This window comes from Nonomuraea marmarensis, from assembly GCF_043197025.1.
In the GTDB taxonomy this organism is placed as follows: domain Bacteria; phylum Actinomycetota; class Actinomycetes; order Streptosporangiales; family Streptosporangiaceae; genus Nonomuraea; species Nonomuraea marmarensis.
This window is the reverse complement of the sequence record NZ_JBICRM010000007.1, coordinates 152,289-166,969: the sequence shown is the minus strand read 5'-3', so window position 1 is coordinate 166,969 and position 14,681 is coordinate 152,289. Positions and strand designations below refer to the sequence as shown.

General features: G+C 70.7%; 18 protein-coding genes. 7 read left to right on the top strand and 11 right to left on the bottom strand.

Annotated elements, in window-relative coordinates; translation table 11 throughout:
- The first annotated feature begins 30 nt into the window (after positions 1-30).
- On the top strand, positions 31-1,824 hold the full coding sequence (locus ACFLIM_RS13825) for an APC family permease (RefSeq protein ID WP_393165148.1): 1,794 nt from the start codon (positions 31-33) through the stop codon (positions 1,822-1,824).
- 2 nt (positions 1,825-1,826) lie between these two features.
- Here ACFLIM_RS13825 and ACFLIM_RS13820 read toward each other — a convergent pair whose 3' ends face one another.
- Positions 1,827-2,405: a TetR/AcrR family transcriptional regulator gene (locus tag ACFLIM_RS13820; RefSeq protein WP_393165146.1), complete on the bottom strand. Its 579-nt coding sequence runs from the start codon at positions 2,403-2,405 to the stop codon at positions 1,827-1,829.
- 125 nt (positions 2,406-2,530) lie between these two features.
- Between ACFLIM_RS13820 and ACFLIM_RS13815 the strand changes: the two genes are divergently transcribed.
- Both ACFLIM_RS13815 and ACFLIM_RS13810 read left to right on the top strand, forming a co-directional pair.
- Entirely contained in the window at positions 2,531-3,547 is a 1,017-nt protein-coding gene (locus tag ACFLIM_RS13815) for an alcohol dehydrogenase catalytic domain-containing protein (RefSeq protein ID WP_393165144.1), read from the top strand.
- 27 nt (positions 3,548-3,574) lie between these two features.
- Positions 3,575-4,258, top strand: a complete 684-nt coding sequence (locus ACFLIM_RS13810; RefSeq protein ID WP_393165142.1) for an SDR family oxidoreductase — start codon at positions 3,575-3,577, stop codon at positions 4,256-4,258.
- Between the two features lie 61 nt (positions 4,259-4,319).
- Here the strand turns inward: ACFLIM_RS13810 and ACFLIM_RS13805 are convergent, their stop codons facing one another.
- The 3 genes from ACFLIM_RS13805 to ACFLIM_RS13795 all read right to left on the bottom strand — a co-directional run bounded on the left by ACFLIM_RS13805 (position 4,320) and on the right by ACFLIM_RS13795 (position 7,293).
- Positions 4,320-4,736, bottom strand: coding sequence for an SPW repeat protein (locus ACFLIM_RS13805; protein WP_393165140.1), 417 nt, complete (start codon positions 4,734-4,736; stop codon positions 4,320-4,322).
- An 85-nt stretch (positions 4,737-4,821) separates the two neighbouring features.
- Complete coding sequence (locus ACFLIM_RS13800; RefSeq protein WP_393165138.1) at positions 4,822-6,015, bottom strand: SRPBCC family protein; 1,194 nt, start codon at positions 6,013-6,015, stop codon at positions 4,822-4,824.
- Positions 6,016-6,231: 216 nt separating this feature from the next.
- Positions 6,232-7,293, bottom strand: coding sequence for a trypsin-like serine peptidase (locus ACFLIM_RS13795; protein ID WP_393165136.1), 1,062 nt, complete (start codon positions 7,291-7,293; stop codon positions 6,232-6,234).
- 102 nt (positions 7,294-7,395) lie between these two features.
- On the opposite strand from ACFLIM_RS13795, the gene ACFLIM_RS13790 reads away from it, so the two are divergent.
- On the top strand, positions 7,396-7,818 hold the full coding sequence (locus tag ACFLIM_RS13790; protein WP_393165508.1) for an isocitrate lyase/phosphoenolpyruvate mutase family protein: 423 nt from the start codon (positions 7,396-7,398) through the stop codon (positions 7,816-7,818).
- A gap of 42 nt (positions 7,819-7,860) precedes the next feature.
- Here ACFLIM_RS13790 and ACFLIM_RS13785 read toward each other — a convergent pair whose 3' ends face one another.
- The gene (locus tag ACFLIM_RS13785) at positions 7,861-8,037 is read right to left on the bottom strand and encodes a hypothetical protein (protein ID WP_393165134.1); all 177 of its coding nucleotides are present in this window, start codon (positions 8,035-8,037) and stop codon (positions 7,861-7,863) included.
- Positions 8,038-8,107: 70 nt separating this feature from the next.
- Positions 8,108-8,677, bottom strand: a complete 570-nt coding sequence (locus tag ACFLIM_RS13780) for a TetR family transcriptional regulator (RefSeq protein WP_393165132.1) — start codon at positions 8,675-8,677, stop codon at positions 8,108-8,110.
- 91 nt (positions 8,678-8,768) lie between these two features.
- On the opposite strand from ACFLIM_RS13780, the gene ACFLIM_RS13775 reads away from it, so the two are divergent.
- On the top strand, positions 8,769-9,608 hold the full coding sequence (locus tag ACFLIM_RS13775; protein ID WP_393165130.1) for an oxidoreductase: 840 nt from the start codon (positions 8,769-8,771) through the stop codon (positions 9,606-9,608).
- A 3-nt stretch (positions 9,609-9,611) separates the two neighbouring features.
- A complete protein-coding gene (locus tag ACFLIM_RS13770) occupies positions 9,612-9,836 on the top strand; it encodes a hypothetical protein (protein WP_393165128.1) in 225 nt (74 codons plus the stop codon).
- Here the strand turns inward: ACFLIM_RS13770 and ACFLIM_RS13765 are convergent.
- The 4 genes from ACFLIM_RS13765 to ACFLIM_RS13750 form a co-directional block, all read right to left on the bottom strand.
- Complete coding sequence (locus ACFLIM_RS13765; RefSeq protein WP_393165126.1) at positions 9,745-10,584, bottom strand: cytochrome c oxidase assembly protein; 840 nt, start codon at positions 10,582-10,584, stop codon at positions 9,745-9,747. The genes ACFLIM_RS13770 and ACFLIM_RS13765 overlap by 92 nt on opposite strands.
- Complete coding sequence (locus ACFLIM_RS13760) at positions 10,574-11,092, bottom strand: DUF2243 domain-containing protein (protein WP_393165124.1); 519 nt, start codon at positions 11,090-11,092, stop codon at positions 10,574-10,576. The genes ACFLIM_RS13765 and ACFLIM_RS13760 overlap by 11 nt, the downstream gene beginning before the upstream one ends.
- Positions 11,093-11,190: 98 nt before the next feature.
- Positions 11,191-11,613, bottom strand: coding sequence for a proteasome activator (locus tag ACFLIM_RS13755; protein WP_393165122.1), 423 nt, complete (start codon positions 11,611-11,613; stop codon positions 11,191-11,193).
- Between the two features lie 61 nt (positions 11,614-11,674).
- A complete protein-coding gene (locus ACFLIM_RS13750) occupies positions 11,675-12,424 on the bottom strand; it encodes an SDR family NAD(P)-dependent oxidoreductase (RefSeq protein WP_393165119.1) in 750 nt (249 codons plus the stop codon).
- 78 nt (positions 12,425-12,502) lie between these two features.
- On the opposite strand from ACFLIM_RS13750, the gene ACFLIM_RS13745 reads away from it, so the two are divergent.
- Positions 12,503-13,270, top strand: coding sequence for a TetR/AcrR family transcriptional regulator (locus ACFLIM_RS13745; protein ID WP_393165117.1), 768 nt, complete (start codon positions 12,503-12,505; stop codon positions 13,268-13,270).
- Here ACFLIM_RS13745 and ACFLIM_RS13740 read toward each other — a convergent pair.
- Entirely contained in the window at positions 13,227-14,651 is a 1,425-nt protein-coding gene (locus ACFLIM_RS13740; RefSeq protein WP_393165115.1) for a dihydrolipoyl dehydrogenase family protein, read from the bottom strand. The genes ACFLIM_RS13745 and ACFLIM_RS13740 overlap by 44 nt on opposite strands.
- Between the last annotated feature and the right edge of the window lie 30 nt (positions 14,652-14,681).

Genomic DNA, 14,681 nt, shown 5'->3' with positions numbered 1-14,681 from the left:
GAAATCCGCCCCCTTCAGGAGCATTCTTCAATGTCCATTGTGAAAACCCCCAGCGCCGTCAAGGAGCCTCCCGATACCGGCGACGAACACCGGCTGTCCGTCACCGGCGGGCTGGCCGCGTTGTCGCTGGACGCGATGGCGTCGGTGGCATATGGGCCCGAGGCGATCGTGCTGGTGCTGGCGCTGGCGGGCGGCGCGGGGCTCGGGTTCACCATCCCGGTCACGCTGACCATCGCGTTCCTGCTGGGCGTGCTGACCTTCTCCTACCGGCAGGTGATCGCGGCCTTTCCGGAGGGCGGCGGCGCGTACGGGGTGGCCAAGACCCATCTCGGCCGCCGCGCCAGCCTGGTCGCCGGCGCCTCGCTGGTCATCGACTACGTGCTCAACGTGGCGGTGTCGGTGGCCGCCGGGGTCGCGGCGCTCACTTCGGCCTTTCCTGAGTTGCTGCCGTACACGGTGGAGTTGTGCCTGGGCGTGCTGGCGTTGGTGACGGCGATCAACCTGCGCGGGATCGCGCGCAGCGCCCGCGCGTTCATTGCGCCGACCGTGATCTACGTGGGTGCGATCATGCTGGTCGTCGTGGCCGGGCTGGTCCGCGGCGAGCCCGCGGTGGACGTCTCGCACCAGGTGAGCGGCCTGCAGACGGTCGGTCTGCTGCTGTTGCTGAGGGCGTTCGCGAACGGTTGCGCCTCGCTGACGGGCGTGGAGGCGATCGCCAACGCGGTGCCGTCGTTCAAGAAGCCCCGGGTACGCCGGGCGCAGCGGGCGGAGATCGCCCTCGGCGGCCTGCTGGCGGTCATGCTGGTGGGCATCGCCGTGCTGATCGAGAAGTTCGCCATCGCGCCGGCCGACGGGGTGACCGTGCTGGCGCAGGTGACGCGGGCGTCGCTGGGGGACGGGCCGCTGTTCTACGTGGTGCAGTTCGCCACCGTGGTGCTGCTGGCCCTGGCCGCGAACACCTCTTTCGGCGGTCTGCCGGTGCTGGCCCAGCTGCTGGCCCGCGACAACAACCTGCCGCACGTGTTCGCCCTGCGCGCCGAGCGGCAGGTGCACCGCTACGGCATCGGCTTCCTCGCCGTCACCAGCGGACTGCTGCTGGTGGTGGCCCGGGGCCAGATGAACCTGCTGGTACCGCTGTTCGCGATCGGGGTGTTCGTCGGGTTCACGCTGTCGCAGGCGGGCATGGTCCGGCACTGGCTGGGCGCGCGGCCGGACGGGTGGCGGTGGCGGGCGACGCTGAACGGGTTCGGCGCGCTGCTGACCTTCGTGGCGGCGATCGTGGTGACGGTGTCGAAGTTCGGCGAGGGCGGCTGGCTGATCGTGCTGGCGCTGCCGCTGCTGGTGGCGGGCATGGAATGGGTCAACCGCAGCTACGGGCGGATCGGCGCGCGGCTGGAGCTGGGCAAGACGCCGATGCCGCCGCGGCCGCGCCGCTCGCTGGTGGTGGTGCCGGTGCACGCGGTCACCCGGCTGACCCGCGACGCATTGTCCGCGGCGTTGTCGCTGGGCGATCGGGTGGTGGCCGTCAACGTCACCAACCCGGAGGACGAACGGCAGGCGCGGGCGTTCGTCGAGGACTGGGATCGCTGGGATCCGGGCGTGGAGCTGGTGCAGCTCTTCGATGCCCATCGCCGCCTGGACGAGCCGCTGCTCACCTACCTGGCCCAGGTGCCCGAGCCGCACGTGTTCGTGCTCATCGCCGAGGTCGAACCGGAGCACGCCTGGCAGCGCATGCTGCAGAACCAGCGGGGGGCGGTGCTGGCCAGGGCGCTGCGCCGCCGTACTGACGCGGTGGTGTGCCGGATGCGCTTCCGCGTTTCCTGAGTTCAGTCCTCAGCCGTGAGCAACGGGCCGAAGGCGATGGCGAAGAACGCGTCGAAGGCCTCTTCGGAACGGTCGGCGCGGGCCCTGATGAGGGTGCCCTCCCAGGCGTTGAGCAGGAAACGCGCCGCCGTACCCGGATCGAGGTCGGCGCGGACGGCGCCCGCGCGCTGAGCCTCCTCAATGGTGGCGGCGATCGTCTCGGCCCAATGCTGGAAGCTCTCCCGGACGCACTCCCTGATCACCTCGCTGTGATCGGCGATCTCCGCGCCGAAGTTGCCGATGAGGCAGCCTCGGGTGTAATCGAGTCGTACGACGTCGTCCCTGAAGCCCTCGAAGTGGGCCCTCAGCCTCGCGAGCGGCTCGGCGTCACCGCCGGTGAGATCGTCCCGCCGCCCCTCGCGGTAGTGGCGCAGCGCCTCGACGGCCAGGGCCTCCTTGCTGTCGAAGTGGTTGTAGAACGACCCCTTCGGCACACCGGCCGCGTCGGTGATGGTCTTCACCCCGGCCGCGTTGTAGCCGTGGGTGTGGAACTGCTCCAGAGCCGCCTCGACGATCTGGTTGCGCATGCTCCGCCTCGCCATGGCCCACCTCCCCGTGTGTCAATATGGCCGGTCGTCTAAGACGTGTCAAATCAGGATAAGGGGCGACTTGACGGATTTAAGACGACCGGTCATATTGGACGGCGTACGGCAACCCAAGGAGAGACATGTCCACGTATCGAGCCTTCGAGGTGACAGGGTCGCGACAGTTTCGCCTGGTCAGCCGGGAGCTGCGGGAGCCGGACGCCGGTCACGTACGTGTCCGGGTCGAGAGCTGCGGGGTCTGCCACACCGACGTGCTCGCGGTGGAAGGCATGCGGGCCGACCCCGCACAGCCGATCGTCCCCGGCCACGAGATCGTCGGCGTGATCGACGCCGTCGGTGACGGCGTGCGCGGCTGGCGGGTCGGCGAGCGGGTCGGCGCCGGGTTCCTCGGCGGCCAGTGCGGGCAGTGCGAGAGTTGCCGCCGCGGCGACTTCGTCAACTGCGCCGACCAGCCGCAGACCGGCACCACGATCGACGGCGGCTACGCCGAGGTGGTCCACGTCAGGAGCAGCGCGCTCGTCCGCGTGCCCGACGGGCTCAGCGCCGTGGACGCGGCGCCGCTGCTGTGCGCGGGGCTGACCACGTTCAAGGCGTTGCAGCAGGTGCCTGGCCACCCGGGCGCGCTGGTGGCGGTGCAGGGGATCGGCGGGCTCGGCCACCTCGGCCTCCAGTACGCCGCCCGCCTCGGCTACCGCGTGGCCGCCATCGCCAGGGGCGAGGCCAAGACCGACCTGGCCCGCCGGCTGGGCGCCGACCACTACATCGACAGCTCCCGGCAGGACCCGGCCGAGGCGCTGCGCGAGCTCGGCGGCGCCGCCGCGATCATCGCCACGGCCAGCAGCGGGGCCTCGATGACCGGCCTGGTCGCCGGCCTCGCCCCGGGCGGGCGCCTGGTGGTCGTCGGCGCGGCGTTCGACCCGATTGAGGTCAACACGCCGGACCTCATCTTCGGCACCCGGACGATCGCCGGCAGCCTCACCGGTAGCTCGATCGAGAACGAGGACAACCTCGCCTTCAGCCTCCGCCACGGGATCCGCCCCATGACCGAGGTCCTGCCGCTGGCCGAGGCGCCCAAGGCGTACGAGCGCATGATGTCCGGCCAGGCCAGATTCCGCGTCGTGCTCGACACGGCCGCCTGAACACCTTCGACCGCAAGGAGCACCCTCATGAACATCGACACCTCCGTCGCCGTGGTGACCGGCGGCAACCGCGGCTTCGGCCGCCACCTCGTCACGCAGCTCATCGAGCGCGGCGCCAAGGTGTACGCCGCGGCCCGCAAGCCCGAGTCCGTCGACGTGCCCGGCGCGGTGCCGCTGCGCCTCGACATCACCGACCCGGACTCGGTGGCCGCCGCGGCCCGGATCGCGAACGACGCCACGCTGCTGATCAACAACGCGGGCGTCTCCACCCACGCGAACCTGCTCGACGGCGACCTCGGCGACATCCGCCTGGAGATGGAGACGCACTACTTCGGCACGCTCGACGTGACGCGGGCGTTCGTGCCGGTCATCGAGCGCAACGGCGGCGGGGCGATCCTGAACGTGTTGTCCATCCTGTCGTGGGTGCACGTGCCGGACTACGGCGCCTACAGCGCGGCGAAGGCGGCGGCCTGGGCGATGACGGACGCGGCCCGGACACAACTGGCCCCCAAGGGCATCCACGTCGCCGGCCTGCACGTCGCCTACATGGACACCGACATGGCCTCCTATGTCCCGCCGGACCAGAAGTCCGACCCGGCCGTGATCGCCAAGGCCGCTCTGGACGGGCTCGCCTCGGGAGCGCCGGAGATCGTCGCTGACGAGCTCACCCGCACCGTCAGGGCGAGCCTGAGCGGCCCGATCACGCCATGAGCTGAGCCCTGGTACGTCTACGAGTCCGGGCCGGAGGTTCTCCGGCCCGGGATCTGATCTCTCATCTCCCTCTTGTCATGCTCATGGCCATGGCGACCAGGCCGAGGATGGTGATGATCGCGCCGACGATCACGTTGGTCACGATCGTCCGTGTGCTGTCGGCTCCTCCCCGGATCAGCCATGGGGCCACGATGGTCCACACGCCGATCAGCGGTGCGGTCCAGGCGATTCCGTGGGTGCGGCCGTAAGCCGAGCTGAAGCCCAGCGCCAGCAGCGCCACGGTGATCCCCGTGATCAGGTTGTTCATGGTCAGCGACCCGACGTTGGTGAATCCCATGATCCACGGCGACAGCGCCAGGAACAGCCCGGCCAGCAGGGTCAGCCCCTCCGCCAGTTGAACGGCCGGATTGGCCGCGGCTACCTCGTACCTCTCACGCATGCGGATGATGTCGGGATGCTGCTCCATTTCGCGGGTCATCGATGACATCACCTCCCCGTTGCGATGACGGGACCTTCTCCCGTCGCCTCAAATCAGCTACCCAGGTAGAGCAAACGCATGCCAATCACGCGCCTCGCGGACCGACCGGCTGGCGCTCGCTTTCGACGTACGACTTCAGCCGCAGCAGGTCCTGGCGCAGCTTGCGCGCCGGGTTGGCGCCGAGCAGCCGGGCCACGGCGTGGCCGGCGGCGCCCGCCACGGGGTTGTAGGCGAGCTGCACCTGGACGCGGGTCCTGCCGTCGTCCTGTTCCGCCAGGCGCAACGCGCCGGTGTGGGCGATGAGCTGGCCTTCGGCGGACTTCCACGCGATCTCCTTGCCTTCCTCGCGTTTGGTCTCGGCGGCGTCGAACCGGATCGGCGCCCCGGCGGGCCCGCTGATCAGCCAGTGGGACATCCGGCCGTCGGCGGAGCGGCGCACCTCGTGCACGTCCGGCATGAACCGGGAGAAGACCGAGTAGTCGCTCACCAGCGCCCAGATGGCCTCAGGGGGCGCGTCGATCGAGATGGCCGCGGTGATGTCGATCGCGCGCCGGCCGGCGTTGATCCCGGTCAGGCGCCGTAGCGGGAGATTCGTCGCCACCCGCGTGGCCAGCACCGCGCCGGCGCCGCGGGCCGCCCACGCGACCGGCCGGGGCAGCCCGCCCGACAGCGCCCACATGGCGGCGGCGGCCGTGCCGGCCACCAGGCGGGCGGTCGGCGACCACCGCTCCTGCAGCAGCTCGGGCACCGGCTCGCGGGGCCTGGCCGTCCCCTGCAACTGCGGCACCCCCGCGGCGTCACGGTGCACGGCCCAGCGCGTCTCCACCCGTCTGACGCCGGGGATGCGCCGCACCGCCCGCCGGGTCCGCTCGTCCTCGGCGGCGAGCACGTCACCGGTGAGCGTCACGACGCGGTTCTGGACGTGCACCTCCACCGCGTGCGGGTGGCAGACGTGGCGACCCAGCTCCGCGCGTACGCGCTCGTGCAGGATCCGGTCATCGGCCGACCGGCCGGCAACGCGGTACCGTGCGGCCGCCGCCGTGCCGCGACTACGATTGGCCAGATCCCGGCTGAGCACGCCCAGGCCGTCTTTCAGCTCGTGCGTCGCGTGTGCGGCCTTGTCCCGGCCCAGGGCCCGGCGCGTCCGTCCCCGTACCGGATCGAACACGTAAGCGATCGCCGCTCCGGCGCAGAAGCCCAACCCTCCCGTGACGACGTTCCTGGACAGCAACGGCCGGCGCCGCTCCTCCACGGTCATGACCACAGTCCTCGCGCGCATGGCGACCTACCCCCTCGTGCTCGCTCCTTGAGCAGTGCGGCTACCCGGCCAGCCCCACCCCCTAACGGAAGCCGGACACGCGAAAATTGACTGTCCGTTCCAGATAGGCGTAGCCTCCCCGGCATGGCACGGGTGCGGGAGTTCGATGCCGAGGCCGCACTGGAGGCGGCTCTCAGCTGCCTCGACTGACCGTCCACAGCTCGCACCGCATAGGTCTCAGAGTGCGTCGGCCCTCTGGGCGGCCTGGTAGACGGCCATCGCCTCGTTTCCGAAGAAGGGGCCGAACATGAAATCCGGGGCGAAGTCGTACTTGAAGCTGTTGACGGAGTTCAGCCAGCCGAGCCCGGTGGACTCGTCGAACCCCTGGAACCACGGCCCGCCGCTGGCCCCACCGGTCATGTTGCAGCCCAGCCCCAGATCTCTGGTCATGACGGTGTCGTCGAACGCGCGCCCGCTGCAGTAGATCAGGCGCGAGCCGTCGAAGGGCGCCGCCGCCGGGTAGCCGAAGGAGTACATCTGCCGCCTTCTGGGCTGGTTGAACGCCACCCCCTGCCCGCCCACGACGTCCGTCAGCGTCCGGCCCTGCAGCGGCGTGACCACGGCGGCGGCGATGTCGAAGTTGATGTCCTCGCGAGCGTTCCACTGCTGCGTGGTGAGCAGCCTGGTGGCCACCCAGGTGCCGAACGGGCGGCGGCCGTTGTCGAAGCCGGGGACGAACACCCAGTTGCGGTGGGCGGCGCCGTTCAGCTTCACGCAGTGCCCGGCGGTCATCACGACGCTCTCGTTGGCGCTGGTCACGGCCGTGCCGGAGCAGGAGGAGTTGCGGCCGTCGGCGGTGGTGAAGAAGACACGTCCGGTGGTACGCACGACCGCGCCGCCGTCGGTCCACCGCAGGCCGGGGCTGTTGGGCACCAGGGCCGCCTGCTGGGCGAAGGTGGCCCGGACCGTTCCCTGCGTGGTGGCCGCCGAGGCGCCGCGGACGGTCCACGGGGTGCGCCGGGTCGTGGTGTCCGAGGCGCCGCGGGTCGCCCACGGGGTGCCCTGGGTCGGCAGGCCCGACCGGGTGGCACGTCGGGGCGCGGGCGCCCCCAGCGGCTGCGCCGCAAGCATGCGCTGCGAGGTCCAGTACTGCAGGACGGTCCTGCGTTCCGACCAGGAATCCGCACCGGACCACCTGGCGGGCCTGGGGTCGAGGCTGGCCTGGGCGGCGCTCGCGGGGACCAAAGCGCCCGCCACGGTGAGCGCGACGGTGGAGAGCAGGGCGACTCTGCGGTGCATTACGTACCTCCCGAAAACCGGAATCTGCCGTCTGGAGGTACGTACGGGGCCGTGCAACTTCCTCAAGGTATGCGCATACAGGTATGGCCGCCTACGTGATGAATTCACCTCGATACCACGGGTGACAGAGCCGGGGGAGTCGTCGACGTCGACACGCAGGCTGCGCGCATCGCCGCACTCCGGGCGGCGGACCCGGACCTGGTGATCAACGCTCGGGTCGACCTGTTCCTGACCGGCTCCACCGCGGTCGAGGAGGTCGTCGAACGTGGCCGCCGCTACCTGGAGGCCGGCGCCGACTGCGTCTTTCCCATCCTGGCACCGTCAGAAGAGGTGATCGCCGAGCTGGTCAAGGCCATCCCCGGACCGGTCAACGTCACCTGCCTGCCCGGCATGGACCTGGGCAGGCTGGCCGCGCTCGGCGTCGCCCGCGTCTCCTTCGGCCCGATGACCTACCTGACCGCGCTGGACGCCCTCAAGTCCATGGCCGGCCGCATCCAGGCAGGCCAGGACCCCTACGCCGGCTGACGGCCGCGGCACGCTGGAGGCGGAGCCGGGCCGTCGCGGGCGTCAGCAGAGGATGGCGTGCGGCGCGACCCGGTCCGCGGTGCACTGCAGGTGAGCGCGCATGATCGCGGAGGCTTGACCGGCGTCGTGGTGCTCGATCGCGCCGACGAACTCCCGGTGCTCGGCGGTCCCCTTGGGCCCCATCACGGGCGCGGCCACCTTCGCCTCCTCGAGTGACATCAGCCCGGTGGAAGAATGGTATTACCTTTTTACCAACAGTGGCAATGCCCGGATTGGGGCAGGACGGCCCCTACTGGGCGGTGAGGCGGCGAACGGCCTCGACGACGGCGGAGCGGCGCGCGTCGAGCTGATCGGCGGTGAGCTCCGCCGGGGCCATGGGACTGGTCGGCACCCAGGCATTGGCCAGGGCCAGCGTGAAGGCGAGCAGGTCCTCGGGGGTGAACGCCGAGGTCAGCCGATCTCCGGTCTGGGCCTCGGCGATGGCGGCGGCCTTCTGGCGCATGGAGGCGCCCAGCCCCTCCGGCTCGTTGTGGGCGCGTTCCAGGCGTAGCCAGGTGGCCAGCCGGAGCTGGTGGGGGTTGGCGACGAGAAAGTCGAAGAGGCGGCCGGCGTAACCGGGCAGGTCCTCGGGGGTGATGGGGACCTGGTCGAGGACGCGGGTGACATGCGTGTCCATGACGGTGTCGAAGAGCTGGTCCTTGTTGCCGAAGTAGGTGTAGATCAGCGCCTTGTTCGCCTTCGCCGCCGCCGCGATGCGCTCTATCCGCGCGCCGGCGATGCCGTGGGCGGCGAACTCGCTGGTCGCGGCCTGCAGCAGGCGGGCTTTGGTGGCTTCGGCGTCTCTGGGCTGCGGGGACATGGCTCCAGGATAAGGCAACTAACTGTTTATTTGACAGGCCGAGCCTGTAGGTGCAGCATGTAAATAACTGTTTAGTTGAGAGGCTCTCATCATGACGAAGACCTGGCTCATCACCGGCAGCACCCGCGGATTCGGGCGGGAGCTCGCCAGGGCCGCGCTCGACGGCGGGGACCGGGTGCTCGCCACCGCCCGGCGTCCCGATCAGCTCGACGACCTGGTGCGGAAGTACGGCGACAACGTCCGTACGGCCAGGCTCGACGTCACCGACCCGGTGGCCGCCCGGGCGGCCGTCCAGACGGCGCTCGACGAGTTCGGCTCGCTCGACGTGGTCGTGAACAACGCCGGCTACGCCGATTCCCAGCCCATTGAGGAGACCGCGGACGCCGACTTCCGCGCCCAGATCGAGACGAACCTGTACGGCGTCGTCAACGTCACCAAGGCCGCCCTGCCGGTCCTGCGTCAACAACGCTCCGGCCACTTCATCCAGTTCTCGTCCATCGGCGGCCGCGTGGGCGGCACGCCGGGGATGGGCGCCTACCAGACCGCGAAATTCGCCGTCGAGGGCTTCTCCGAGGTGCTCAACAACGAGGTGAAGCCGTTCGGCGTCAAGGTCACCATCGTCGAGCCCAGCGGGTTCAGGACCGACTGGGGCGGCTCGTCCATGCGGCGCATCCCGGTGGGGGCGGACTACGACCGGACCGTCGGCGAGATGAACCGGTACCGCGAAGCCACCGTCGACACGTGGCCGGGGGATCCGGCGCGCGCGGCCACCATCATCACGGAGATCGTCCGCCTCGACGAGCCGCCGCTGCGCCTCCTACTCGGCTCGGTCGCGGTCCGCATGGCCGAGGAGGCGTCCAAGTCTCGCGCCGCCGAGGCCGAGACGTGGGCCGACGTGAGCAGGTCCGCGGACTTCCCCACCGCTGATTGACGCGTGTGCACGGCACGTGATGTGGACGTGCACGGGTACGTGTCCCGGCTGCGCCGCGTGCTCGACCCCGGCCACCCCGCCGCGGTCATCGAGTCGGTCGGCGGCGGATACGCGCTGCGGACGCGAGCCCTCGACCTCATCGAGTTCCAGCGGAAGCTCGGCGCCGCCAGGGAGGCCCGGCTCGCCGGTGCTCCCGCCGGAGTGCTGGGGATGGCCGCCAGGTGGTGACGAGTGCGGCGGCGAGGAGGAGTTCGGCGAGGTCGCCGCCGTAGTACATGATCTCGGCCGCGCCTCGGACCTGGTCGGCGGGCGCATGCACCCCGGCGAGGAAGCCGCCGTACATGAGCTGCGAGATCGTGGCGTGGGCGGCGATGGCGACGCCGAGGATCACCAGCCGGGCGGGTACGCCGGGCCGCGCCGGGGCGGGGCCGGGTCCGGCGATGACCCACGCGAACAGGCAGCCCGACAGCAGGAAGTGAACGTGCATCGGCCAGTGCAGGCTGTGGCTCGTGGTGAGGTCGTACAGCGGCGTGAGGTAGAGCACGACCAGTGTGCCGGTGCTCAGGGCGAGAGCGGTGGCCGGATGGGTGAGCAGCCGTGCGGGGCGGGTGCGCAGGACGGCGACCAGCCGCCGGGCGCATCCGGTGGGCAGCGTGCGGAGCAGCAGGGTGACGGGGGCTCCCCATACGAGGGCGAGCGGGGCGTACATCCCGACGATCAGGTGTTGCAGCATGTGGCCGCGGAAATCCCCATGGGCGAACGTGGCGAGGGGCGGGAGCAGGGCGAAGGCCGTCAGCGCGCATCCGGCGAGGAAGATCCCGGCCCGCGCGCGGCTCCATCCCCTCGCCGGGTTACGCAGGCGCGCCGTGCGCGCCAGGAGGAGATAGGCGGCGGCGAGCAGCAACATCGCGGCCGCGGGCAGCAGTATCTCCAGCGCGCCGTCGGCTTGGTGCAGATGCCGCAGGTCATCGCGCATCGGGGTCGAAAGGCCTCCCGCTGCGCTGGAGCAGGTAGCCCCCGACGACGAGCAGGGCGCCCAGGAGCAGGAAGCCGAGGTCCCACCACAACTGGTACGGGCCGCCGCGGACGTGGTGGATGCCCAGGACGTGGTGGTCCAGGAGGCCTTCGACCAGGTTGAACAGGCCCCAGCCGACGAGGATCCAGCCCCACAGGACGCTGGAGGTCCACACCCGGCGCCGATGGCGGGTGACGCGGGAGTACAGGATGGCCAGGCCGATCAGCACCGCCAGCCAGCACACGGTGTGGAAGAGGCCGTCCCACACGGTGTTCATCTCCAGCCCGGGGATCGTGTAGGGGGAGTAGTACTTCACGCCGATGTTGTCGGAGTCGGTGCTGGTGAGCATGTGATGCCACTGCAGGAGCTGGTGCAGCAGGATGCCGTCGACGAATCCGCCGAGGCCCACTCCCAGCACGATCCCCGGGAGCCGGATGCTCCTGGGCCGCACGTCCGCCGTGATGGCCATTCCCTTGGTTCTCCGTTCGACGGCAGCAGTGCGCACCGGTTTCCCTTCGCACTTTCCCGCTGGGCGGCGCCAATCACGGCCGGGCTGCGGCTTTCCTCTTACGGAGCCTCCTCTTGATCCGTGCTTGACAGGCCCGCCGACTCCCGGAATGCGCCTTGGGGCGGGGCCAGGCCGGCCTGGATGCTCTGGAAGATGCCCTCGAGCCAGCCGACCAGCTGAGCCTGCAGGATCCGGATCTCCGCCTGGGTCGCAGGGCCTGACGAATCGGGCAGGAGGCGTTCCAGCTCGTCCCGGAGTTCCGGTGCCACCGACTGGGCGACCTCCTCGACCGCCCGCGCGTGAATGTGCCGCAGCCGATCGCGGGCGTGTTCGTCGAGCGAGAGCTCCCGGGCCTCGTCGAGCAGTGTGTGCACCATCGTGCCCACCCGCAGCAGCCGGGCCGCCTCGGCGAGGCGGTCACGCTCAGTTTCAGAGGAGGCGGCCTGCCCATGTCCCTCTGGCCGGCCAGGTGTCGCAGCCATGGAAACTTCCTGTGCGTGCTGATGCGCTTCGAAGACCCTGCCCAAACGCCGCAGCCTCAAGCTACATGGTCGTGCCGCCTGAGACGTCCAGGCGGTGCCCGGTCACGTAGCGGCTGTCGTCCGAGGCCAGGAAGGCCACGGTGTCGGCGACCTCCTCCGGCGTGCCCAGCCGGCCCAGCGGCGACAACGACGACAACCAGGCCAGGGCCTCGCCGACGAGGCGGCCCTGGTGCATGTCCGTGTCGATCACCCCGGGTGCCACGGTGTTGACCGTGATGCCCCGCGGTCCGAGCTGCTTGGCCAGCGTCCGGGTGAGTACGTCGAGCGCCGCCTTGGACATGGCGTAGTCGATCGCCCTGGGCATGGCCGGGCCCCGGGTCAGCATGGTGCCGATCGTGATGATCCGCCCGCCGTCTCGCAGCCGCGGCAGAGCGAGCCGGGTGATGAAGAACGGGGCGGTGGTGTTGACCGCGAACAGCCGCTCGAAGCCCTCCCGGGTCACGCCCTCGATCTCGGCCTGGTCGCCGAGGATCCCCGCGTTGTTGACCAGGATGTCCAGGCCGTCGGCGTGGGCGTCGAACGCGGCCCACAACGCCTCGGCGTCCCCCGGCACGCCCAGCTCCGCCTGGAGGGCGAAGGCCTGCCCGCCGGCCGCTTCGATGGCCGAGACCGTGTCTTTCGCCGCCGTGTGGTTGCCGCCGTAGTGCACGGCGACCCGGGCGCCCTCCCGTGCCAGCCGGGTGGCGATGGCCCGCCCGATTCCCCTGCTCGCGCCGGTCACCAGCGCCGTCTTGCCGGTCAATGTCATCATGATGCTCCTTTCGCGTACTACGTACTCGAAAGTGACCATAGCCATTCAGGTACGATGTACGCAAACAGAGGAGGGCAGGTGTCCGACGAGGTACCGACCAGCATCTGGATGCGCCCGGAACGCCTGGAGCGGGCCGGTCCCGGGCGGCGGCCCGGCTACAGCCGGGAGCAGGTCACCCTGGCGGCGGTCCGGATCGCCGACGCCGAAGGGGTCGAGGCCACGACCATGCGCCGGATCGCGGACGAGCTGGGCACCGGGGCCATGTCGCTGTACCGGTACGTACCGAGACGCGATGACCTGTTCGATCTCATGATCGACATGGTGATGGGCGAGGTCGAGCTCCCCGACCGGCCGTCCGGCGACTGGCGAGGCGATCTTTCGCTCGTCGCCCACCGGACGCGCGCCGCGGGACTACGTCACCCCTGGCTGATCACGCTCCTCGCCGGCCGCCCGACCCTGGGTCCGCAGCTCCTGCGTGTGCACGAGTTCGCCCTCGGTGCGCTCGACGGGCTCGGCCTCGATATCGACGAGATCACCAGCTTCGTCGGCATGCTGAACGACTATCTCCACAGCGCGATCCGCCGCGAGATCGGCTGGCTGGAGGAGGCCCGCCGTACCGGCCTGGACCCGGAGCGCTGGAAACGGGACTACATCGGGCCGTACGTGCGCCAGGTCGTCGAATCGGGCGCGTACCCGATGTTCAACCGGTCCCTGCTGGAGTCCAGGACCGCCCATCTCGCTCCTGCCGAGCGCTTCCAGTACGGGCTGGATCGGGTGCTGGAGGGAATCGGCGGGCAAATCGTCAAAGGCCGTACGCCTCCAGGAGCCGCAACCAGATCTCGCTGACCGTGGGGAACGAGGGCACGGCGTGCCACAGCAGGTCGAGCGGCACCTCGGCGTTCACCGCGATCGTCGCCCCGTGCAGGAGATCGACCACCGCGGGGCCGGCGAAGGTGACGCCGAGGAGCACCCGCCGGTCCTGGTCCACGACCGCCTTGGCCCGGCCGGTGTAGCCGTCGGCCATGAGCTGGGCGCCGGCGACCGCGCCCATGTCGTACTCGACGGCGCGGACGTTGAAGCCGTCGGCGCGGGCGCGGGACTCCGTGCGCCCGACCATGCAGATCTGCGGATCGGTGAAGATGACCTGGGGGGCGCCCCGGCCGTCGGCGGTGTCGCGCAGCGCCAGCTCGTCGTCGGGCCGGCCCGCGGCGCGGGCCACGATCACGTCGCCGCACACCCGAGCCTGGTACTTGCCCATGTGGGTGAGCAGGTTGCGCCCGTTGACGTCGCCGACGGCGTAGAGCCAGCCATCGGGTACGGCGGTGGCCCGCATGCTGTCGTCCACCTCGATCGGGCCGTTCGCCTTGAGGCCGATCGTCTCCAGGCCGATGTCGTGCACGGCCGGCCAGCGGCCGCAGCCGACGAGGATCTCGTCGGCCTCGATCAGCGCGCCGTTGTGGGCCTGGACGGTCACCTGGCCGCCCGGGACCGGTCGCTCGACGTGGGCGGGCCGATGGCCGAAGCGCACGTCGATGCCCGACTCCTGGAACGACTCGGCCAGCAGGTTGCTGGCGAACGGCTCGGCCCTGGGCAGCAGCCGGTCGCCGTGCACGAGCATGGTCGTCTCCCGGGAGCCGAGGGAGTGCAGCGCTTGGGACATCTCGCACCCGACCGGCCCGCCGCCGATCGTGACCAGCCGCTTGGGCACCTGTTCGACGGCGGTCGCCTCCCGGTTCGTCCACGGGCGCGCCTCCCGCAGCCCGGGCACGTCGGGGAACGCGGGGTCGCTGCCGGTCGCGATGACGACGGCGTGCCGGGCCTGCAGCGCCCGGGTGCCGCCGTCCGGCATCTCCGCCTCGGCCCGCAACGGCCCGGTAAGGCGTCCCCTGCCGCGTACGAACGTCGTGGGAAAGCCCTCGATCGCGCTGACCATGGAGCCGTCGTCGAAGTGGAAGACGCTCTTGTCGCGGCGGGTCAGCACCGCGTCGGCGTCGATCGGCCCGCGCAGCTCCAGCCCCGGCATCCGGCCCACCTCGGCCGCCAGCTCCATCGGCCGAAGCAGCGCCTTGCTCGGGATGCACGCGTAGTACTGGCACTCGCCGCCCGCCAGCCGCTCCTCGACGAGGGCCGCCGTCAGCCCGCCGCGTACGGCGCGCGCGGCGGCGGTTATCCCGACCGGCCCCCCGCCTATCACGATCACGTCGAAGACGTCACCCTCGTCCGCCACCGGACCCCCACCCCCGTCTGCCTCCCGGCT